This window comes from Pseudomonas sp. YuFO8 (genome assembly GCF_035065025.1).
Lineage (GTDB): Bacteria > Pseudomonadota > Gammaproteobacteria > Pseudomonadales > Pseudomonadaceae > Aquipseudomonas > Aquipseudomonas putida_AE.
The window spans coordinates 1-21,295 of the sequence record NZ_JAXDEQ010000066.1 but is presented as its reverse complement, the minus strand read 5'-3'; the positions used below and the strand labels follow the sequence as shown (position 1 = coordinate 21,295).

Below are 21,295 nucleotides of genomic sequence, written 5' to 3'. Positions count from 1 at the left end.
CGACCAATCTCTCACGGCTGTATTCGATCCCCTGTGGGAGCGGCTTGTCGGGTCGCCGCATCGCAGCGATGGCGGCATAACGGCCACCACCGCATCGCCAGCAAGCCGGCTCCTACAGATCTGTGTCACGCCACAAACCCAACATACCCCACAAATCCTGTAGGAGCTGGCTTGCCAGCGAAGACGGCCTCAAGGTCGACCAATCTCTCACGGCTGTATTCGATCCCCTGTAGGAGCGGGCTTGTCGGGTCGCCGCATCGCAGCGATGGCGGTATAACGGCCACCACCGCATCGTCAGCAAGCCGGCTCCTACAGATGTGTGTCACGCCACAAACCCAACATACCCCACAAATCTGTAGGAGCTGGCTTGCCAGCGAAGACGGCCTCAAGGTCGACCAATCTCTCACGGCTGTAGCCGATCCCCTGTAGCTGGCTTGTCGGGTCGCCGCATCGCAGCGAAGGCGTCCTTGAAGCCGACTAATCCCTCACGGGTGTACCCGGACCTACTGTCCCACCGCAGCAACCCCAGCAGTACATTCAGTGCCACGGATACTTCTTCTCCCACTCCCACGCATGCGCCACGATCTGTTCCAGTGTGGCATATCGCGGTTGCCAGCCCAGCAAGCTCTTGGCCCGTCGAGCATCCGCCACCAGCCGTGGCGGGTCGCCAGCGCGGCGGGGCGCTTCACTGATGTAGATGTCCCGGCCAGTCACGCGGCGTGCCGTGTCGATCACTTGCTGCACGGAGAAACCCTGGCCATTGCCAAGGTTGAAAGCCGTGCTGGCACCCCCCGCCAACAAATAGTCCACCGCCTGCGCGTGAGCGGCCACCAGGTCGACAACGTGGACGTAGTCGCGAATACAGGTGCCGTCCGGCGTGTCGTAGTCAAAGCCAAAGACAGTAATGGTCTTGCGCCGCCCGGAGGCTGCCTGCAGGACCAGCGGCAGCAGGTGGGTCTCAGGTTCGTGGCGTTCGCCCAACTGCCCTTCAGGGTCTGCGCCGGCGGCGTTGAAGTAGCGCAGGCAAACCGACCTGAGCCCGTAGGCGCGGTCGAAGTCTTCCAGTACCTGCTCCACCATCCACTTGCTGCGGCCATAGGGGTTGATCGCGGCCTTGGGGTGCGCTTCATCGATCGGCACATACGCCGGGTCGCCATAGACGGCGGCGGTGGAGGAGAAGATGAAGTGCTTGACCTCGGCGCGAACCATCGCCTTGAGCAACGTCAGGGTCGCCGCCAGGTTGTTCTGGTAATACTTGGCCGGCTCCGTGACGGACTCACCCACCTGGATGAAGGAGGCGAAGTGGAACACCGCATCGAAGCGGTGGGTGCCGAACAGCGTGTCCAGGGCCTGGGCGTCGGCGATGTCGAGTTCGACCAGTGTCCCGCCCAGCACCGCGCTGCGGTAGCCGGTGGAAAAGTTGTCCGCCACCACCAGTTCGTGCCCCGCGCCAAGGAGCTGCTTGACCATGTGCGAACCGATGTAGCCTGCGCCGCCTATCACCAGGAATTTCATGCCGCTCTCCTTGATATCGATGCGGTGTCAGCGCGAGGCGGCCGACCCGTCCTTTAAAAGACCTTTGCTGTCACTTGAGACTGTCACTCGCTTGCGATGCTCGCTTGCGATGCTTTTTTCAGGAACAACCAATTGGACGCCTGCAGGCCGTCGAATTTGATCGTGTAGCGCCCATCCAGGTAAGTGGCCGGCAGTTTCCCAGGTCGTCCTCCGGGGCCGCCCTGGGTGTACAGGGTCAATCCCGCAGGGGCCTGGAGGGTCAGGGTGCCCTCCAGAGGCTCCACGTAAAATGGCGTCTTGTCGCCGTCCTTGGGGATGGCCCGGGTGCCCAGGGAAATCAGCAGGTCAGCGGACTTGCCGACGGGCGCGCCGTCCAGGCTTTGCACGACAACGCTGGCGTAGGCGGTCTTGATCTGTACCTGGATATTGCCCAACTTGATCGACTCACCGCCTATCCAGCCGGTGGCCGCCTGGGTGCGGGGCGTATCGATGGTGTAGATGCCTTGCTTCCAGTTGCGCTTGAGCTCACCGGTGTCCGTGGTGGACTCGGTGGCCGAGGCGTCCAGTAGCGACTTTGCCGGGTCATGAAACACCTGGGCGTTACTGGCGATGACGCCCGGTTGCAACCAGGGCAGTTGCGGCGTCCGGGGCATGGCGATCTGCAGTTTGCCTTTCTCCATGGCGGTGCGCAGCAGGGCCGAGTTGGCCGGTGTAATGCTTTGGTTGAACAGGGTCTCTGGCGTCGGCGCGAAGACATAGGTGGTCCTGGCTTCGTGAACGTCGGCGCGACGATAAAGCAAGGCGGCGGCGGGCAGGGTGGCCAGCATGGCCGGGTCGTTATAGGCGTGCCAGTTGCCCGCCGACATCCCTTGCTCGGAGAGCCCTTCCTGGCTATAGGCATATTGCATCAGCGCGTCCCAGCCCTGATGGCTGGCCGTGCCGGCCACATAGAGTGGCAGCGAGTGGCGGTCGGCGATCGGGAAGGGCTCGTTGTTCCATTCCGTGACGGTCAGGGGTTTGCCGACGACCTGGCCGGCGCCAATCCAGTCCACCAGGCTGGCGCTGGTCAGCGGGTTTTTCTCCAGCGACCCCGGGCCCCCGTAGATATGCACGTCGACCACGTCTCCGGCGGTCAGGGCCGGCAGGGCGCTGAGGCCGTTGCCGCCCCAGCTGCTGGTGGTGGCAATCGGCACTTTCACGCCGGTCTCGCGCAGGGAAGCGATCATGTCGACGTTGAAGCGCCGTTCCAGGTCATTGAGAAACAGCTTGGCGGGGCCAGGCTCCCAGGATCGCCAGGTCTGGTCTTGCGACAGGTCGTGCTGTTTGGCAAAGGCCTTGGCCGCGTTCATGTACAGCTCGGTGTGCCGGGGTACTGATTTGTCGGGCAACAGGGCGTTGCCATAGTGTTGGGTGATGTCGTTTTCGTTGGTGATCAGCACCGCGGCAATCGCCGGATCGTCCTTGTAGGCAAGGCCGGTATAGCTGTTGACGTGGCTCAGGTAATCCCTGGCAAAGTGTTTCATGGCCTGCTGGATTGTGACGTTTACGTAGGCGTAGCCCTTGAGGTCGGCGATGCCATACTGGCTCTTCGGCAATTCATCGAAGCCAAAGATGTTGTCGTTCGCCCAGAGGGCTCGTTCGACGTGCATGTCGAGCCAGACATAGATGCCCTCGTCCTTCAGGCTCTTGATCCACAAATCGAGCTTCTTCAGCGATTCTTCGTTCAGGTGCTGGGTATCGTGCACGACCCTGCCGTCACCGAAGATGTTGGGCAAGACCCACGGCGAGTCATGGTGGTGCAGTCGCACCAGATTGAACCCCAGGGCCGAGAGGCGCTTGGCCTGCAGCTTGATCGCATCGTCCGGCGTGCGAAACAGCGTATAGGCCGAGAGGTTGGTGCCCCAGAAGCGCGCCGGGGTGTTGTCGGCAAACAGCAGTTGCTCGCCGACCGCCTTGACGAAGCCACGCTTGCCCGCAGGCTTTTCCTGGGCATTGAGAAAGGACAGGTCGACCGGCGCGGTCTTCCAGTCCAGCCGGTCGCTCGGCCAGCTCTTCGGGTCCGCGACGCCGAAGCGCTCGGCGGCGGTTGGCCCCAGCGCCACATCGCCGGACACGCTAAAGGTGGCCTTGACGGTTTTTCGACCGGGCTTGATCCGGTCCTTGTAGAAGAACGCCCGCACCTGGGACTTATCACCCGGTTCGAAATACACACTTTCCAGCGCGGGCTCAAAAAGCATCTCCATGCGCCGCCCCTGGGCATTGCCCCAGGACCAGCCACGGTTGCCGGGCAGCAACACCGGCACGCCCATTTCTTCGGCAAGGGCCGGGTCGAAATTGAAGACGATGCCGCCGCCCATCACGTTCGACTTCACGCTGCGGGCATTGAGGACCAGGTCCATGCTCAACGTCTGCTGGCCTTCCTTGCGAATCTGCCCGGTCGCGTCGAAATCCAGCCTTTGGCTCTTGCCTTCCATGGCGTAGACATAGGGCGAGATCACCTTGAGCGAGGGGGTAAAGTCCGCCCAGTCCCAGTTGCTTCCCCAAAACACGAATTGAGAGGCCATGGCAGGGCTGCCGCCGCGCGTGACCTGGGGCAGGCCGCTGCGCTCATCGACGCTGACGACCCACTCCGCCGCTCGGGTGCCGGACGGCCAGATGACAAGAAACAGGAGAAAGACTGATAGCAGAGGCATGCGGTGAACAAAACACGTCATGAGCGTTACCAGGTCTGTTGAAGGGCACTCTTGCTGCTTGCAGTCTCCGCGCGCTTGAGCCTGCGCGCCATCTGAGCATAGGACACGCCCAGCCCGGCCACCGACCAATACACCACGGGGATGACCGTGATGCTACTGACGGTGATGATGGTTATCAGAATCCCGGCCAGGGTCGCCAGCAGCGCCCGTCCCAATCGTCGTGACTCATCATCCTTGTTGGGGTACGAACGCATCGCCTTGCGGATGCCGAGCACAATGGTGGCGAAAAACGCCACGAACAGCGTGAGCCCGATCAAGCCCATTTGCAGGGCGATGCCGATATAGGTGTTGACGATGTCGATGATGCCCTGGCCCTGGATCAGTGACTGCATTTCCGGAGTGCTGCGGTAATCGAAGGATCCCAGCCATGGATTACGCTGGATGACGATCACCGAGTTATCGATCAGCCGTTGACGGTAAGTGATGTTCTCGGCTTCTACCGAGCCGATGAAGGGCAGCAGATCAATGATTTTTTGTCCGCCGGGCACAATGGCCAGCAGCGGCAGGGCGAGTACGGCGGCGACTCCGAGCAGCATCAGGCGCCTGACCGCATAACGGCCGGTGCCGATGAACATGATGATCATGACCGCGGCACCGATCCACGGGCCGCGCGACAGCGGCGCAAACAAGCCACCGGCGAGCAGCAGGGCGCCGAGCCGTCGTTGCAGTTTGCTGCGCACGCCCTCCTGCAGGAACAGGTAAAAGCCGATGGCCACGGCAATCACATAGCCCAGGGCGATGGCCTGGCCCGTGGTGACGCTGGCGCGCAGCGAGCCGCCACGGCTGAGATAGGTGGAGATTTCCCATTGCACGCCCATGGCGTAGGTCAGCGCGTTGTAAAGCAGCCAGCGGCGGGAAAATTCGAACAGACCGATCAGCGACAGCACCATGGCGGCGAGTAAAAAGCCCAGCATTACGTCCTTGAAGTCGCTGACATTCTTCACGGCTCGACTGGCCACGTAGTAAGGCAGGAAAACGTCGAGGAACAGATAGAGCGATTGGCGCAGGGTGTCTGTGGGCGTGGTCTGGCGCAGGAAAAGAGCGGACGTCAGGAGCAGATAGGCCAACAGGAGCTTGTCCGGCCAGGTGCGCCCGAAGGGCAGGGTGTCTGGTCGCCTGCGCAACGCCAGGAAAGCCGGGAGCAATATGCACAGTGACAGTAGCCGTACATGGTTCAGGTCAAACAGATAGTTGATCAGGCCGAAGCCGGGGACCTGCGCCGAGGCGGGTGGAATGAGAAACAACAGCAGGAAAAATAACGCCATGGGGTTGCGTTCGCGCTGTCGCGACACCGTCAGGATGATGGCGGTAACGCCCGCATACACCCAGAAACTGTGGGAAAAAAAGGCCACCAGCGTCAAGGCAAACCAGAGGTTGCGCCGCCGCGTGAAATCACTGTGAGGGATCAGGTCTGCCGCCGGTCGCCGTGCAAAAGCGAAGACGATACCGGCAAGGACCAGGATGACGACTAACGCGCGAAAGTGCTCAGGCATGGGCTACCGATTTATTTGATGAGTGAGCGATGGCTAATGGCTAGTGCTTTGCCTAATAGCGACTATAGTACCTTTCGAGTCATCCAATACCGGGGATTGATGTTATGCCTTCAGTTCACATATCGCCATCGTTTGGCCTTCGTCGTAAAGCGATATCTGCTGGGGCATGGAACCTCGGGGCGCTGGTCACCTCTCAAGCGATTCGCCTGGGTGGCAACCTGGTGATGACCCGTCTGCTGATGCCGGAAATGTTCGGCATCATCGCCATCGCCACCACCGTCTTGTTCGTCCTGCACCTGCTGTCCGACGTGGGGTTGCGGCAGAACATCCTGCAGAGCACGCGGGGCGACGACCCGGAGTTTCTCAATACCCTGTGGACCGTGCAGATCGTGCGCGGCTTTGTGCTGTTCGCCTTGACGCTGCTTCTCGCCGCCGCGGCCTGGTATTCGCAAGCCATCGATTTCTGGTCGCACAACTCCACCTATGCCTCACCGCAATTGCCGGCGGTGCTGGCCTGGACCGGCGTTACCGCGATCATCTACGGGTTCCAGTCGACAAAAGTCGACCTGGCCGTTCGCGCTTTCCAGCAAAAGAAAGTGGTGATCGCCGAGTTCGCTTCCCAGGTCGTCGGCTTGCTGGCGATGCTGGTCATCGGTTATTTCACCCATTCCATCTGGTCGCTGGTGGCTGCCGGGCTGATCACCGCGCTGGTCAGCACGCTGCTTGGGCACTACTGGTTCGAGGGGCCGTCCAACAGCCTGCGCTGGGAACGCGCAGCGCTCGACGAACTGGTGGTCTTCGGTCGCTGGATCCTGTTGTCTTCGGCCGTGGGCGTACTGTCCATGCAGGGCGACCGGATCATTTTCGGCGGCAGCATGACAGTCACGGAAATGGGCGTGTATTCCATTGCCGTGCTGATCCTCGGCGCGGTCCAGACCGGTGTACTGAAAGTGGTCGGGGCCGTGGCCCTGCCGGCCTTCGGTGAGGCCGCGAGAACCAATGACTTCGATCGTCTGCGCCGGTTGTATTTCAAATTCAAGATGCTGGTCGACGTTGCGCTGCTGTTTCTGTGCGGGCTGTTCTGGGTCACCAGTCCATTGATCATCAGCATTTTGTACGATGAGCGTTACCACGATGCCGGCAAGATGATGGCCATTCTGTCGACGTCGTTTTTCATGATGCGCTACATCGTGGCCAACCAGATCTGGATCGCCCTGGGGCTCACCAAATACCAAGCCATCGACAACATCATTCGTGTCGTTTCGTTATGGGTGGTGGTGCCGGTATTGCTGGCTATCGGTGGCGTCGAATACGCGATCTGGGGGGTCGCGCTGCATACATTGCCTACCCTGGTGCTGGTTGTGTATGTCAATCGTCGCGTGGGTATCCTCGATATCAAGCGCGAGCTGATGGTGTTGCCTATGCTGGTGGTAGGCGCCTTGTGTGGCGAGTTGGTGCTGGTCGTTTTCCGCTGGCTGTTCGGTTGAACCGGTTGGCCGGGAATGTTGAAGCACCCTTGAAATCTGCGATGCAATCTCGATCCCATGGAGCTGTGAGTGATGAGTGAACGCGTGTTGAATAACTCTGCCATCAGTCGCAGAGGACTCATTCGGGCATTTGCCCTGTTAAGCCTGGGGGGGCTGGTAGTGAAATTTTCCGGGTTTGGGGCCCGGTCTCCTGCAGGAAAATCGGAGTTTGTCGTGATCAACGGGTGGGTGTTACCTGCCGCGCATTTCCGGTAACTGCACCTATGATCAAAGACTACCAAACGCAGAAAGACCTGCGCGATCACTATGATTTCTGCATCGTTGGCGCAGGCCCGGCCGGCATCACGCTGGCCTTGCGTTTGGCTGGCAATGGCTGGCGCGTCGTGCTTCTGGAGGGCGGGGGGCGCGAATATGCCCCGTATTCACAAAGCCTCTACAAGACGTCGTCCACGGGGCTTGAGGCCTACACGGAAGAAACCCGCCTGCGCTACCTGGGCGGCACCTCCAACCATTGGGCCGGGCGTTGCCGACCCTTGGTGCCTTCGGACTTTACCCTCGCCCCGCAGGGGACTCTGCCCGGCTGGCCCATCGCGTTTTCCGAGATGGAGCGCAATCTGCCAGCGGCCATGGCCATTCTGGACCTGCCACTGGACTCGGGGTTCAAGACCGTCAACGCGGCCTTCAACAGCGACGAATTCGAAGCCGACCGTTTCCTGCTCAGCCCGCCGACGCGGTTTGCCCAGAAATATGCCAAGGAACTTGACGAGACCGAGGGCCTGGACGTCTTCATCAACTGCAATTGTGTCGACCTGGATTTCGACAAGGACACTGGCCGTATCGTCGCCGTTGTCGTGTCCGATTACGAACGCAACCAGGAGCGCATCTCGGCCAAGCAATTCATCCTGGCCACCGGCGCGATCGAGAATGCCAGGCAGCTGCTTAACAGCCAGTCATTGGCCGCCGCCGGCGTGGTCACCGAGGATGGCATGGTCGGTCGATGCTTCATGGAACACCTGAACATCGCACTGGGTAACTTCATCCTCAACGACGGTGAAAGCAGGGAATCCAGGCAGTTCTTCACCAAGGATGCCTTTGTGATCGAGCATCATTCCGGCAAAGGCAATGTCACCGCTTCCCTGGTGTCGCACGTGGAAACCTATGGGCGCATGGCGGCCATCAAGGGCTTTTTCGAGAATCTGGCCTGCAAGGCTGGCGTGGCGCACAAGATCGAGTTCATTGCCAAGTTCAACTGTCCCGGTGACGGGGAACTCGCGACGATGATCGAGCAGTTTCCCAACCGCAAGAGTCGCCTCTCATTGACTGAAGAGCGCGATGAACTGGGGATGAGAAAGGTCAACCTCAACTGGGAGCTCGCCCCCGAAGACCGCGAGACCATAAAAAGCATCGGCCTGGAGGTGGCCAAGTGTTTTGCCGAAGAGGGGCTTGGCTATGTCAAGCTGGACGAAGCGGTCTATGACGTTTCCTTGCCGCTGAGGGTCGGGCCGCATGCCCATCACATGGGCACGACCCGGATGGCGACTTCCCCGGAATTCGGGGTGGTTGATCAGAACTGCAAAGTGTTCGGCACCAACAATCTGTACGTCACCGGCAGCAGTGTTTTTGCCACGGCCGGCGCGAGCAATCCAACCATGCCGCTGTTGCAGCTGACGCTGCGGCTGGCGGACTACCTCAACCATCAAATGGGTCCTGCGCAGGGCAGATATTCTTCAGTGGAACAGTCTTAGGGAGAGCAACCAAAGCAGGGTGCCACTACAACAACAACCATGGTGCATCTGGTCTTGGTACCGATGTGAAACGCTGAAATTTGTGAGGCTGACAGGATGATTGGGCTAGCAAAGCGTGCAATACGTTACTACGTAAACAAAACGGGTCGGGGCAAGGGGCTATTCAAGAAGTTTTGCCACCCCACCGGCTATGAATGGGCAGATTACCTGGCGCGCTGGGGAGGCATATATTCGGTCGGCAAGGGCGTGTGGATCAATCCCGGCTGCAACATCCCCGACCCTTCGCTGTTGCGCATTGGCAACAACGTCGGCTTGTCCGATTGCACGATATTCGGGCACGACGGACTCATTGGCGTATTCGAGATCAGCGCGGGTAAACAGCTCGACTCCGTCGGTGCGGTCGATATATTCGACAACTGTTTTATCGGTTATCAGTCCATCATCATGCCGGGTCGCAAAATCGGTCCGAATTCAATCGTCGCCGCCGGTGCCGTCGTCACCCGGGATGTTCCGCCCGGTGTCGTGGTGGGGGGGAACCCGGCGAAGGTGCTCTGCACCGTTGAGGACCTGATCAAGAAAATCGAAGAGCGTTGCGAAGACTATCCGTGGATGGAACTCATCCGCCAGCGCGGCACTCACTTCGACCCGGATTACGAGCCCAAGCTCAAGGCCATGAGAGCGCAGTACTTCTTCGGCGAGAAAGCCAATGAGTAGCGCGCCCCTGGATGTGCTCGTGGTCAACTACAACACGGCGGGCCTGTTGCAGCCGATGTTCAATGCACTGCGCCAGTCCAAGCGTGCCGATCCGGCGCGCTACCTGGTGGTGGACAACGCCTCGGCGGACAATTCGCTGGATTGCCTGGGCGATATTTGCCCAGAGGCCGTGCTGCTGGCCAATAAAGACAATGTCGGCTTTGGCCGGGCCAATAATCAATTGGTCGAACACCTGCAGGGCAAGTACGCGTTGCTGCTCAACACCGACGCATTCGTCTCCGACGACACCTTGGCCAAGACCCTGGAGTACATGGAGACCCATCCCGATTGCGGAATCCTCGGTGTACGCCTGGTCGGTCGGGACGGAGAAATGCAACCTTCCTGCCGCTATTTTCCGACGCCGCTTAATGTGTTCCTCGTGACGGCCGGGCTCGAACGGTTTTTCCCGTGGGTGAAACTGGTCGACGACCTGGAGTGGGATCATGCCTCGGTGCGTGAGTGTGACTGGGTGCCAGGCTGCTATTACCTGATCCGCCGTGAAGTGATCGACAAGGTCGGCTTGTTCGACCCGCGCTATTTCCTCTACTACGAGGAAGTCGATCACTGCAGGCGCGTCAAGCAGGCGGGGTGGAAGGTGGTCTACTACCCCCACACGACGGTGGTACATATTGGTGGCGAGAGTGCCAAGTCGGTCGACAAGCTGAACATGGACGGTCGCCAGCTGCAGACGCTGCAAATCGAAAGCGAGCTGTTGTATTTCCGCAAGCATCACGGTTTATCGGGGCTGGCGTTTCACATGCTACTGGTGTGCCTGTGTGACCTGATCCTGGGGCTCAAGGCCTTGTTGAAAGGTCGCGGCCGGGCTGCCATCAAGGCCTGTTGGCAACATACACGGGTGACCTGGGCGCTGCTGCGCAAAACCAGACTCGGTAGCCAACCCACACGGTAGGACAGTCCATGTTCGATAACATACGTGCGGACTTGCGAGCATACGAGGGTGACTGGGGCGCCCAGGGTTTCTGGGTGATGCTGGTGTATCGCTTCGGGCGCTGGCGCTATGGTGTGCGCCCGGCGCCGTTGCGCAAATTGCTGTCGTTCATCTACAAAGTGCTCTTCAAGCTGGTGCAGATCGTGACGGGTATCGAGCTGCCGTGTGAAGTGGTGGTCGGGCGCAACTTCGTCATCGATCATTTCGGCGGCATCGTGATCAGTGGTTACGCACAGTTTGGCGATGACTGCCGGATCCGCAATGGCGTGGTCGTGGGACTGAAGAACGTGAACGAGCCGATTGCTCCGGTGATGGGCAACAACGTCGATATCGGCACCGGCGCCAAGGTGCTGGGCAACATCCGCATTGGCAACAATGTGGTGATCGGTGCCAATGCCGTGGTGTTGACCGACGTACCGGACAACTCGGTGGCCGTCGGTGTGCCGGCGACGATCAAGCAGCGCAAGCTCGTCGATGCCGGGGAATACTCATGACCACGACGACGGGGGTGGGCGTCGTTGTCATCGGTCGCAATGAAGGCCAGCGCCTTGAGCGTTGCCTGGCGTCGCTGGTCGGCGCGGCGCAGCAGATCGTCTATGTCGACTCCGGGTCGACCGACGGCTCGGTGCAGATGGCGCAGAGGCTGGGCGTCGAGGTGGTCGAGCTGGACATGAACATTGCCTTCACCGCGGCCCGGGCGCGCAATGAAGGGTTTGCCCGCTTGCAACGCTTGTTGCCGTCGATGCGTCATGTGCAGTTCGTCGATGGCGATTGTGAAGTGGTCGCCAGTTGGTTGCCCCATGCCCAGGCCTTTCTGGATGCGCAGCCCGAGGTGGCGGTGGTGTGCGGGCGGCGCCGCGAACGATTTCCCCAGCGCTCCATTTATAACCTGATGTGCGATCTCGAATGGGATACGCCGACCGGTGCGACCAGCGCCTGTGGTGGCGATGCCCTGATGCGCGCGGACGCCTTCGCCACCGCGGGCGGGTACCGGCCGGACCTGATTGCCGGGGAAGAGCCGGAGCTCTGTGTGCGCCTGCGAGCCAAGGGCTGGAAGGTCTGGCGCTTGCCTGCGGAAATGACCTTGCACGATGCGAGCATGACCCGTTTCGGCCAGTGGTGGCGGCGTACCCTGCGCGGCGGTTATGCCTTTGCCGAGGGCGCGTTTCTACATGGCGGCGCGCCGGAGCGCCATTGGCGCCGCGAGTCGCGCCGTGCCTGGTTCTGGGGCCTGGGCGTGCCGCTGGTTACGCTGATTGCCACGCTGATACTCGGTTGGCCGGGGCTGCTGGTGCTGCTGGTCTATCCCCTGCAGGTCGCGCGCCTGGCCCGGCGCGGCGCAGGCCCGGCGCGGCAAAACTGGCTGCTGGCGTTCTTCCTCGTACTGGGCAAATTTCCCGAGATGGTCGGGCAGGTCAAGTTTCTTTTGAACAGGTTCGGTGCCGGCAAATCCGCACTGATCGAATACAAGTGAGACTTCGATGGACTATTGGTTGATCGTCAAAAGCGTCTTCTCCGTGCACGCTGGCTACTCCCTGAGGGCATTGAAGAACAAACTCAAGTTCCTGCTGTTGGTGGCCAGGAACCGGACCGAGCTGGACCTGTTTTTCGGGCGCATGTCCAACGCGCTGGGCAGTACCGGTATCGAAAAACTCGGCGGCGATGCCCTGGGTGTCGTGCACTGGCCCTACATCAGCAAAAGCTGGGGCGCCCAGGACAAACTGGGGGTCATGGCCTCGCACTACGAGGTGGTCAGCAAGAGCTGCCCGCAATTGCTGCTGTTCGGTCGCGACGACAGCCTGGTCCTGAGCGATCTGACGGCCTGGTCGCCAGGTTGCACCCTGGTGCTGGACCGCCCGTTCTGGTTCATGCGGGAGGGCGAACTGGTGCTGAACCTGTTCCAGGGCGATCTGCGCATCGCCTCGATCGCCTTCACCTTGTGTTTAACGGACGATGAGCTGTGCATCTTTATCGGCGCCGTCCAGGGCATCCATAAAGGCATCGAGAGCGACAGGTCGCTGGCCATCTACCGGGATGTCACCAAGGACTTCGAAGGCTTGCGTCCCCGGAGCTTCCTGATTGAAGTGACCAAGTACATTGCCGGCAATATCGGTGTCGGCAAGATCTACGCGGTGGGGGACGTCTATCGTCACCATCGCCACCCTTATTTTGGTGCGCACAAAGCCCAGGAGCTGGCCGCCAATTATGATTCGATCTGGCTCGAACACGGGGCGACCCCCTCGGAGCGCGAAGACTTCTTCGAAATTCCCATGGCCTCGTCCAGAAAGCCGCTGGACACCATTGCCTCAAAAAAACGCGCCATGTATCGCCGGCGCTATGAGCTGCTGGACGATGCCTTTGCCCAGGTCGACAAGGTGCTGACAGGCAGCTACGCAGTGCATTGACGTGACCGGTTACTGGACTACTGTGGGGGGACCTGCAGTAACAAATTCGACGACAAAAGCCGGGTGCCCATGCGTATCGCTTACTTCATCAATCAATACCCGAAGGTCAGCCATAGCTTCATTCGTCGCGAGATCCTGGCGCTGGAACGCCAGGGCTTTGAGGTACAACGCATCGCGCTGCGAGGCTGGGATGCCGAGTTGGTGGACGCCGAGGACGAGTCCGAGCGCAGCAAGACCCAGTATGTGCTGGAGGGCGGCGTCAAGGCACTGTTGAAACCGGCGCTCGAGGTGTTGCGCGCCCAGCCGAAACGGTTTTTTTCGACGTTGTGGCTGGCGTTGCGCATGGGCCAGCGCGCCGATCGATCCTGGCCGTACCATCTGGTCTATTTGCTCGAAGCGTGCCGCGTCCTGGCGTGGATGCAGGCATTCGGCGCCCGGCATGTGCACGCCCATTTCGGCACCAACTCGACCGAAGTGGTGATGCTGGCCAACGCCCTTGGCGGGCCGGCGTACAGTTTTACCGTGCATGGCCCGGAAGAGTTCGACAAGCCGCAGTTCATTCATCTGGGCGAGAAAGTCCGGCGCTCGGCGTTTGTCGCGGCCATCAGCGCCTATGGGCGAAGCCAGCTGTATCGTTGGGTCGACCACGCGCACTGGGCTCGGGTCAAGGTCGTGCATTGTGGCCTGGAGCGGGCCTTTCACGACGTGCCGGCGGTGGCGGTGCCGTCCGCGCCGCGGTTGGTCTGCGTGGGGCGCCTGTGTGAACAGAAGGGCCAGTTGTTGTTGCTGGAGGCCGCGCGCCGCTTGGCTGAGCAAGGCGTGGCGTTCGAGCTGGTCCTGGCCGGCGACGGCGAAATGCGCCCGCAGATCGAAGAACTGATCACCCGGCATGGCTTGCAATCCCATGTGCGAATCACCGGCTGGATCAGCAGCGAGCAGGTGCGCACGGAAATTCTCGCCGCGCGGGCCCTGGTGCTGCCGAGCTTCGCCGAAGGCTTGCCGGTGGTCATCATGGAAGCCATGGCGTTGCGCCGCCCGGTGCTGACCACCTATGTCGCGGGCATTCCAGAACTGGTACGCCAGGGCGAGAACGGCTGGCTGTTTCCCGCAGGCGCGGTGGACGAGTTGACGGCGGCACTGGCGGACTGCCTCGCGCAACCAGTCGAAGTGTTGCAGCGAATGGGCGAGGCGGCTTACCAGCGCGTGCTCGAGCGCCACGATATCGATACCGAAGCGACCAAGTTGGCTCATCTGTTCAAGGCGCAAGCATGATCACATTCCTCAATTGGCTACTGGGCGTACCGCTGGCAATCCTCCTCCTGCCGGTGCTGGTGCTGTTCGTGCAGGTGCTGCTGGCGGGCTTGCCGGTGCGAGCGTCGGCACTGGCGCGACGCCCGCGACCGCGGGTGGCGGTGCTGGTGCCGGCGCACAATGAGTCCTCGATCATCACGGCCACCCTGGATTCCCTGCGCCCGCAACTGCTGGAGGGCGACCGCCTGCTGGTGGTGGCGGACAACTGTTCCGACGACACCGCGGCGACGGCTCGCGCGGCGGGCGCCGAGGTGGTGGAACGCAGCAACGATCAACAGCGTGGCAAGGGCTATGCGCTGGATTTTGGCGCGCGTCATCTGGCCAGCGATGCGCCGGACGTCTTGATCATTGTCGATGCCGATTGCCAGGTCAGCGAGGGCTTCATCGAGCGCCTGGCCATCCGCTGCATCGACTCCGGGCGGCCAACCCAGGCCCTTGACTTGATGCGTGCGCCGCCGGGTTCCGGGTTGAAGGTGCAGATCGCCGAGTTTGCCTGGTGCGTGAAAAACAAGGCACGCCCGCTGGGCTGGGCCCGGCTGGGATTGCCCTGCCAACTGATGGGCACCGGCATGGCGTTCGTCTGGCGCGACCTGCCCTTGATCACGCTGGCCAGTGGTCACATCGTCGAAGACCTGAAAATGGGCCTGGATTTCTGTCGTGGCGGCAAGCCGCCGTTGTTTTGCCCCGACGCCCTGGTGACCAGCTATTTCCCCCGCAGTGACGAAGGCCTCACGACCCAGCGCACGCGCTGGGAGCACGGCCACCTGGGGGTGATCCTGGGAGACGCGCCAAAATTGCTCGGTGAGTCGATTGCCCGGGGCAACTTCAACCTGCTGGCCATGACCCTGGACCTGCTGGTGCCGCCGCTGGCCTTGCTCACATTGTTGCTGGGCGCGGCGTTTACCTTGTCCTGGCTGGTGTTCTTCCTGTTCGGCGCCTGGCTGCCGGCCTTGATCGCTTCGCTCGGGGTGGCCCTCTTGATGGTGACCATCCTGCTGGCGTGGAGCCGGTTCGGTCGCGACATCATCGCCTTTTCCGCGTTGCTCTATGCGCCGTTCTACGCGCTGAAGAAAATTCCCCTGTACCTGGGCTTCCTGGTTAAACGCCAGGTTGAATGGGTGCGGTCCAAGCGAGACGACTCCTGATGCACGCTTTGACCTGGCAGCACAACTGGCAAACGATCATCCAGTCACTCAGGGTCATCAGCGACGCCGATGAACAGCAGCGCCTGATCGAGACGCTAACCAGGCCGCAAGCGGCGACGGTGCTGGGGTTCGTCAATGCCCATGCGATGAACCTGATCGCCAGGGACAACGACTACTACCAGGCACTGTCGGCCGCCGACGTGTTGCTGCGCGATGGCTCCGGCATGTCCATCCTGTTTCGCCGAATGGGCCGGGTGCCGGGGCTGAACATGAACGGCACGGACTTGATCCCCAAGTTGCTGGCGGCGTACAAGGGACGGCGCGTGGCCTTGTGGGGCACGCAGGAACCTTTCCTGGCCAATGCCGCCAGGCATTGCGAGGCGGCGTGGGGGGTCAATGTGGTGTCTGCCCACCATGGTTTCGCCGAGGTGCAGACCTACCTCGACCTGGCCCGGCAACATCAGCCGGAACTGGTGGTACTGGGCATGGGCATGCCCAAGCAGGAAGTCGTTGCGGCCAGGCTGGCGGCCAGCGGCGTGCCGTGCCTGATCGTGTGTGGCGGGGCGATCCTGGACTTTCTCGGCGGCAAGGTGAGTCGCGCTCCGCAATGGATGCGTGGCCTGGGTTGCGAATGGGTGTTCAGGCTGGCCAGTGAGCCCAGGCGCCTGTTCAGTCGATACGTAGTCGGTAACCCAATGTTCATCTTGAGGACGCTTGCCTGCACGGCACCGACTGGCGGGTGAGTCGGGGGCCAATATATACAGGGTCGGCGCTGTAATATCTTGCAAAACTCTGGCACAGCATCTTTACTGCTCATATACGCGACGACTTGCTGGCGCGGTCGGGACTTGTGTCGTAATTAGTGAAAAAAACGACGAAAGTTTGACGTCAACCGCCACTGTATCGAAGCCTGGGTTGCAGTGTCTTATTCCTTGATTCGAACTTTCGAATAATCTTTCCTTAATTAATTAGTGTTAATACCAAATGAAAGAATATGTGAAGGCACTGTTGCGTCAGTTGATTACGCCGTCGGTACGCTTTGAACTGAGGAAAGCCCATGCCTGGCTGCGCGATATTGCCGGTCGAGCCTGTTTCTGGCGCTGGGAATTTGTCAGGTTCAAGCTGCGCGAAGAGAGCGCTTACGACATTTTCTATGTGGGGCGCAAAGCCCAGCGCGACTTTGTGAAAGTTCTAATGGGCGCTGAACCTCAGGTCGCCAATCAGCAAGTTGAACCGGATAAATCGGGTCGAACGGTATTTGTCAGTGAAATACCGACGCCGGGCGCACTCTGTGTACCGCAGTATCTTAGCGCTGTTGTACCCCTGGGCAGATCGATCGAGGATATAACCGCCAGATACAACTCCGAATTGCGCCGCAATCTTCGCAAGAACCGCCTGCGCTATCGCCTGAAACAGGCGTTGAACGATGACGAAATCGAAAGCGCCGACCAGGGCATGCTGCAACCCTATGCCAGCGCCAGGCATGGCACGTCCGCTTCGCAAATCGAGCAGCAGGAAGTGCGCCGGGTGGCGAAAACCGCCGCCGGGCGCCTGGATCTGGTGCTGCTGGAGGACGAAGTCGTCGCCTGCCACCTTGGCTGCGTGATCACCCGCGCGGGCAAGCGCTACTGGAGCACGATCCGTTTCGGCTACCCGGAAACGGTCTACTCGGATGCGAAGAAGCTGCGCGAGATCAACTCCATCACCACCTTCATGGCGTTGGAATGGGCCTTGGAAAACGGTTTTGATTATTACGATATCGGCACCTGCCTGGCGCGTCCGGACGATGGCTTGCTGGAGTGGAAAAGAAGGCGCGGCGGCGATGTCGATACGCTGAACAACCACGGTTATCTATTTGTCCGATTGCCCAAGGTAGGCGTCGCGCAATTTCTCTGGGAAACCCCTCTGTTTGCCGTAGAGGGTAAAAAACTGACCTTGCATCTGGGTTTGCCGGACGGGCCAAGCGATGAGGAAATCGCCGAGCGTTATCGTGAAATGGGTTTTGGTGGGCTCTCCAGGGTCTATCTGCATTGCGCCAAGGCGCCACCGGAAAAACTGCTCGAGACCCTACGCGGTCGCTACAGTCATCTGAAATCGCCCCCTGCCATGGAAAGCCTGATGTGCAACTGAACCTGACGTCGAGCAAGCGATGACAAGCGTTATTGGTAGTTAAACGTATTCAGAGTGGTAATCCTTATGTCGCAATCGAACCTGTTGGTGAGCGGCGCTGGGGCGAAATGGAGTTTTGCTGCGTACAAACACATGTTCAAAGAGAAACTTGCCAGGAAACCGCCGCTGGATCTGCAAAGTGTCGCGGTGAAAACCTGGGAAATGGCCCCAGCGGATGCATCGGTCGCGCCGCCTGCGTTTTACCTGCCCAACCAGCTTGAGCGGGTGACAGGATGGCAGTTTTATCCCTTTGAGCATCCCCGTCGCACCATGGAGGGCAACGGTCTTGTCCAGCACGGCCCGACACGCGCGTTTCTTCTCAAGGACGCCTGGTTGATCGACGGCGCGCTGTACAAAGGTGATGCCAAAACCTGGTTATCGCCCAGGTCCGGGTGGTTGCCGAAGGTTCGCATAGAAAACGAAATCGATCGCGGGGCGATGTATTGCACCGTGGGTGGGAACAAGTGGTTTGGCTCGTGGATGGTGGATGACTGTATCACCTATCCAATGGCCGCCCAGGAGGGCATCCCGGTCACCACGTCGCTCGCTGAAACCTCCATTTCCGCCGCCAGGCACGGGATACTTCACGCGCCGGGTTATGAAGACTGGCTGGGGATGAATCCGGTTCGTGTGCGCAATGCGTTTTTTCGCGAGCTGGTGATCTTTGACGACATCAGTCACAACCGTCATAAGCACCTGCGATTTCGCGCAATGTCTGAAAAGTTGCTGTCCCATGTCGATGCCAGTTCTCACCCAGGCGTGTTCGTCCTGCGGGGCAACAAGGGCGAGTTGCGTTTGTTGCGCAATGAACTGGAGCTGGCCGAACGTCTGCGTGAGCGCCGGGGGTTTCGCATCATTGACCCGTCCAAGTGCGATGTACCGACCATCGTCGCGGCCTGTGCCGGGGCCAGGACAGTGATCGGCATCGAAGGCAGTCAGCTCATACATGGCGTCAATCTACTGCAGCCCGGCGGTTCGCTGCTGATCCTGCAACCGCCTGATCGTTTCGTCTGCTTCTTCAAGTACCTGACGGATCGCGATCAGCAGAACTTCGGTTTTGTGGTGGGTACCCCGGACGGCGAAGGTTTCCGCATCGACCCCGACGAGGTTGAGCGCACGCTCGATCTGTTCCCGGCCTGAACCCCTGTCTCGTTTGTAACCCGGTAGCGCTGATAACCAGCGCTACTCGAGGTTATGCATCCATGACGCAACTAGTAGGCATGCTTGCCCGAGAAGGCGGTCACCGTGCGGGCAAGAATGACGAAGTCGAGCCACAGCGACCAGTTGTTGATGTATTCGATGTCAGAATCGACCCGACGGATCATCTGCTCGATATCCTTGGTTTCACCCCGGTAGCCGCGCACCTGGGCCAGGCCCGTGATGCCGGGCTTGATGTTGTGGCGCGCAAAGTAGTCGGCGATGTCGGGTGAATATTGCGCATCGTGCTGGATGGCATGGGGACGAGGCCCGACCAGGGACATTTCGCCCATCAGCACATTGAACAGCTGCGGCAGTTCGTCCAGGCTGGTCTTGCGAATGAAGGCGCCGACCCGGGTCATGCGCGGATCGTTCTTTTGCGCTTGCTTGACCACGCCGTCTTCAGGCTGGTGGACCTTCATGCTGCGAAACTTCCAGATGCGAAAGGGCCCGCCACTCCAGCCCATCCGTTGCTGGCGGAAGAACACCGGCCCCGGGCTGTCGAGCTTGATCGCAATGGCGACGATGGCCAGCACCGGCGCGGCAAACAGCAGGATGAGAAAGGCCAGCACGCGGTCTTCCAGGTTCTTGAGCAGCAGGCGCATGCCCATCAGTGGCGTTTCGGACAAGGTCAGCACGGGAATACCGGCAATCTCGCGAACGCTGTGATTGATCAGGCGCAGGGAAAAGATGTCCGGCACCCAGTTGACCGAGATGTGCTTGTCGAACAACTTCAGATACACATCCTTGATCACCTGCGAACCGTCCAGTGGCGTGACGAAGTAGACGGTGCGAATGGAATGTTGCGCGACCAGGTCATCAAGGTCGGACAAATTGCCCAGTATCGCCAGGCGGTTGGGGTTCTCCGAGCCATCCTTGCCATGGTCATCGGCCGCTCCGATCAGTACGGAGCCGACGACCCGTTCACCCAGCCAGGGATTGTTACTGATTTTCTGGTGGAGGAAGTCGGCCAGTTCTCCCGAGCCAATGATCAGCGCGTTGTCCCGTTGGGTGGGATGCGCCAGGAACTTCTTTTGCAGTTCACGCGTCCCGAGGTGCAACAGCAGCTGGGCAAAATAGCCAATGACGAACAACTCACCGACCAACAGTCGTGAGTAGGTTTCGCTTTGTTTCGTAAGAAAGGCCATGGCGACGAGAAAACAAAAGGCGGCGGTCCATGCCTTGAACAGTTTGAAGGCCTTGATGGCGAACCCGACGTTGCTTCGATAGATGGCGTAGTGGTCGTACACGACGGCCAACGCCCCCAGCAACAGCAGGACCATGATCACATAGGCCTGGGTGATGTAGCCGATGTGATAATCAATCAGGTACCACGCGACACCGGTGACAGCCAGGCTATCGAGGCCGGCCTGGATAAAGATACTGGTGCTGCTTCTTCGCTGGAGTACGGAACGGCTACTGCTCGGCTCAAAAATCATGATCAGATCCCATTTTTGCTACCCCCTCGCGCCCAACAGGAACGCGATCCAGGTCAAAACTACCCTCGTTTCAGAGCTTTAGCCTCAGCGGCAAGCTACTTATAGTCGAGAAATCCACCCTCCACCGAAAATCCCGAGGCAGGGGAGAATGCGGGTCCCGTGCTATCACTTTAGCAGCACTGTGGATTCATTCACGTTATGGACGAAGTTTAGTCGGGAGCAGTGATGCAGGCGCCGGCTGGCCTGCTTTTCGGGTATCTGGACGACCATCGGTCGCAAGGGGATTATTCGGGCAGGCGCGAAGGCCTGGGCCCCGGTTGTGTCAATGCGTTCGGTGCTGTCAGTTGTTCATCCCGTCTTCGATGGCGATGCCTTGAGCGCGCATCCTGTCGATCAGTTCGGCGCGGGTGCCCGGCAGATTGAGCATGGTCTTGGCCCGCAGCGCCGCCACTTCGTCGGCACTGTAGGGCTGGTAGTCGGCGGGTCTGCTTTTGCCGGCCATGCCATCCTCGCGCATCAGCCAGTTGAGCAGGTCAGCCAGTTGCGCGTTGTTCAACGCCGATTGCGACATGCCCGGCACACGCACCAGGAATTCACGGCCGCCCGGCACTTTCAGGAAGTTGCCGACAAACCCGGTCATTCTCGGCGTGTCATTGGCCGCCGAGCCCATGCCGTTGCCCAGGTGGCAACCGGCGCATTGCAGCTGGTAGTTCACGCCCACGCTGTAGCCGGCTTCGGCGATGGGCTTTTGCAGTTCTTCGTTGCCGGGGGCGTGACGCTGCGTCGGGTCCGGGATGGCCCGGGCATGGACGAGCGGGGCGCTCAGGGCGCAGACGAGACCGAGGACCAGCAACTTGCGCATAGATGTCTCCTTTTGTAGGAGCCCGGCTTGCCGGCGAAGGCGTCCTTATAAACGCCTTCGCCGGCAAGCCGG

17 protein-coding genes are annotated in these 21,295 nt (G+C 60.3%); 12 read left to right on the top strand and 5 right to left on the bottom strand.

What is annotated here, in order from left to right; translation table 11 throughout:
* Positions 1-537: 537 nt before the first annotated feature.
* The 3 genes from galE to SOP95_RS30425 all read right to left on the bottom strand — a co-directional run bounded on the left by galE (position 538) and on the right by SOP95_RS30425 (position 5,761).
* A complete protein-coding gene (galE, locus tag SOP95_RS30435; protein WP_323609369.1) occupies positions 538-1,515 on the bottom strand; it encodes a UDP-glucose 4-epimerase GalE in 978 nt (325 codons plus the stop codon).
* Between the two features lie 83 nt (positions 1,516-1,598).
* Positions 1,599-4,229 (bottom strand): glycosyl hydrolase family 5, encoded by a 2,631-nt coding sequence (locus tag SOP95_RS30430; RefSeq protein ID WP_442967792.1) that lies wholly within the window; start codon positions 4,227-4,229, stop codon positions 1,599-1,601.
* A gap of 5 nt (positions 4,230-4,234) precedes the next feature.
* A complete protein-coding gene (locus tag SOP95_RS30425) occupies positions 4,235-5,761 on the bottom strand; it encodes an O-antigen ligase family protein (RefSeq protein WP_274076137.1) in 1,527 nt (508 codons plus the stop codon).
* A 104-nt stretch (positions 5,762-5,865) separates the two neighbouring features.
* Here SOP95_RS30425 and SOP95_RS30420 point away from each other — a divergent pair, with 104 nt between their 5' ends.
* The 12 genes from SOP95_RS30420 to SOP95_RS30365 all read left to right on the top strand — a co-directional run bounded on the left by SOP95_RS30420 (position 5,866) and on the right by SOP95_RS30365 (position 18,865).
* A complete protein-coding gene (locus tag SOP95_RS30420; RefSeq protein WP_274076138.1) occupies positions 5,866-7,248 on the top strand; it encodes an oligosaccharide flippase family protein in 1,383 nt (460 codons plus the stop codon).
* A 263-nt stretch (positions 7,249-7,511) separates the two neighbouring features.
* Positions 7,512-8,993 carry a GMC family oxidoreductase gene (locus SOP95_RS30415; protein ID WP_323609367.1) on the top strand — a complete coding sequence of 494 codons (1,482 nt, stop codon included), beginning with the start codon at positions 7,512-7,514 and terminating at the stop codon, positions 8,991-8,993.
* Positions 8,994-9,089: 96 nt separating this feature from the next.
* Entirely contained in the window at positions 9,090-9,707 is a 618-nt protein-coding gene (locus tag SOP95_RS30410) for an acyltransferase (RefSeq protein ID WP_274076140.1), read from the top strand.
* Positions 9,700-10,656, top strand: a complete 957-nt coding sequence (locus SOP95_RS30405; protein ID WP_323609365.1) for a glycosyltransferase family 2 protein — start codon at positions 9,700-9,702, stop codon at positions 10,654-10,656. The genes SOP95_RS30410 and SOP95_RS30405 overlap by 8 nt, the downstream gene beginning before the upstream one ends.
* An 8-nt stretch (positions 10,657-10,664) precedes the next feature.
* Positions 10,665-11,189 carry a serine O-acetyltransferase gene (locus SOP95_RS30400; RefSeq protein ID WP_274076142.1) on the top strand — a complete coding sequence of 175 codons (525 nt, stop codon included), beginning with the start codon at positions 10,665-10,667 and terminating at the stop codon, positions 11,187-11,189.
* Entirely contained in the window at positions 11,186-12,169 is a 984-nt protein-coding gene (locus SOP95_RS30395) for a glycosyltransferase (RefSeq protein ID WP_274076143.1), read from the top strand. The genes SOP95_RS30400 and SOP95_RS30395 overlap by 4 nt, the downstream gene beginning before the upstream one ends.
* Before the next feature lie 7 nt (positions 12,170-12,176).
* Entirely contained in the window at positions 12,177-13,100 is a 924-nt protein-coding gene (locus SOP95_RS30390; RefSeq protein ID WP_323609364.1) for a DUF535 family protein, read from the top strand.
* A gap of 69 nt (positions 13,101-13,169) precedes the next feature.
* Complete coding sequence (locus SOP95_RS30385; protein ID WP_274076145.1) at positions 13,170-14,372, top strand: glycosyltransferase family 4 protein; 1,203 nt, start codon at positions 13,170-13,172, stop codon at positions 14,370-14,372.
* Complete coding sequence (locus SOP95_RS30380) at positions 14,369-15,556, top strand: glycosyltransferase family 2 protein (protein ID WP_323609363.1); 1,188 nt, start codon at positions 14,369-14,371, stop codon at positions 15,554-15,556. The genes SOP95_RS30385 and SOP95_RS30380 overlap by 4 nt, the downstream gene beginning before the upstream one ends.
* Positions 15,556-16,299 carry a WecB/TagA/CpsF family glycosyltransferase gene (locus SOP95_RS30375; protein WP_323609362.1) on the top strand — a complete coding sequence of 248 codons (744 nt, stop codon included), beginning with the start codon at positions 15,556-15,558 and terminating at the stop codon, positions 16,297-16,299. Before SOP95_RS30380 ends, SOP95_RS30375 begins: the two co-directional genes overlap by 1 nt.
* Positions 16,300-16,540: 241 nt before the next feature.
* On the top strand, positions 16,541-17,686 hold the full coding sequence (locus SOP95_RS30370) for a hypothetical protein (protein ID WP_274076148.1): 1,146 nt from the start codon (positions 16,541-16,543) through the stop codon (positions 17,684-17,686).
* A 66-nt stretch (positions 17,687-17,752) separates the two neighbouring features.
* Complete coding sequence (locus SOP95_RS30365) at positions 17,753-18,865, top strand: glycosyltransferase 61 family protein (RefSeq protein WP_323609361.1); 1,113 nt, start codon at positions 17,753-17,755, stop codon at positions 18,863-18,865.
* A gap of 71 nt (positions 18,866-18,936) precedes the next feature.
* Here SOP95_RS30365 and SOP95_RS30360 read toward each other — a convergent pair whose 3' ends face one another.
* Positions 18,937-20,361, bottom strand: coding sequence for an undecaprenyl-phosphate glucose phosphotransferase (locus tag SOP95_RS30360; protein WP_323609360.1), 1,425 nt, complete (start codon positions 20,359-20,361; stop codon positions 18,937-18,939).
* 340 nt (positions 20,362-20,701) lie between these two features.
* Positions 20,702-21,223: a cytochrome C gene (locus SOP95_RS30355; protein ID WP_274076151.1), complete on the bottom strand. Its 522-nt coding sequence runs from the start codon at positions 21,221-21,223 to the stop codon at positions 20,702-20,704.
* Positions 21,224-21,295: the final 72 nt, after the last annotated feature.

Coding starts and splice junctions, on each gene's coding strand:
- SOP95_RS30415 (WP_323609367.1), top strand. CDS start 7,512: ATGATCAAAGACTACCAAACGCAGAAAGACCTGCGCGATCACTATGAT.
- SOP95_RS30380 (WP_323609363.1), top strand. CDS start 14,369: ATGATCACATTCCTCAATTGGCTACTGGGCGTACCGCTGGCAATCCTC.
- SOP95_RS30365 (WP_323609361.1), top strand. CDS start 17,753: ATGTCGCAATCGAACCTGTTGGTGAGCGGCGCTGGGGCGAAATGGAGT.
- SOP95_RS30385 (WP_274076145.1), top strand. CDS start 13,170: ATGCGTATCGCTTACTTCATCAATCAATACCCGAAGGTCAGCCATAGC.
- SOP95_RS30405 (WP_323609365.1), top strand. CDS start 9,700: ATGAGTAGCGCGCCCCTGGATGTGCTCGTGGTCAACTACAACACGGCG.
- SOP95_RS30410 (WP_274076140.1), top strand. CDS start 9,090: ATGATTGGGCTAGCAAAGCGTGCAATACGTTACTACGTAAACAAAACG.
- SOP95_RS30390 (WP_323609364.1), top strand. CDS start 12,177: ATGGACTATTGGTTGATCGTCAAAAGCGTCTTCTCCGTGCACGCTGGC.
- SOP95_RS30400 (WP_274076142.1), top strand. CDS start 10,665: ATGTTCGATAACATACGTGCGGACTTGCGAGCATACGAGGGTGACTGG.
- SOP95_RS30355 (WP_274076151.1), bottom strand. CDS start 21,223: ATGCGCAAGTTGCTGGTCCTCGGTCTCGTCTGCGCCCTGAGCGCCCCG.
- SOP95_RS30425 (WP_274076137.1), bottom strand. CDS start 5,761: ATGCCTGAGCACTTTCGCGCGTTAGTCGTCATCCTGGTCCTTGCCGGT.
- SOP95_RS30375 (WP_323609362.1), top strand. CDS start 15,556: ATGCACGCTTTGACCTGGCAGCACAACTGGCAAACGATCATCCAGTCA.
- SOP95_RS30360 (WP_323609360.1), bottom strand. CDS start 20,361: ATGATTTTTGAGCCGAGCAGTAGCCGTTCCGTACTCCAGCGAAGAAGC.
- SOP95_RS30370 (WP_274076148.1), top strand. CDS start 16,541: ATGAAAGAATATGTGAAGGCACTGTTGCGTCAGTTGATTACGCCGTCG.
- SOP95_RS30430 (WP_442967792.1), bottom strand. CDS start 4,229: ATGACGTGTTTTGTTCACCGCATGCCTCTGCTATCAGTCTTTCTCCTG.
- SOP95_RS30420 (WP_274076138.1), top strand. CDS start 5,866: ATGCCTTCAGTTCACATATCGCCATCGTTTGGCCTTCGTCGTAAAGCG.
- galE (WP_323609369.1), bottom strand. CDS start 1,515: ATGAAATTCCTGGTGATAGGCGGCGCAGGCTACATCGGTTCGCACATG.
- SOP95_RS30395 (WP_274076143.1), top strand. CDS start 11,186: ATGACCACGACGACGGGGGTGGGCGTCGTTGTCATCGGTCGCAATGAA.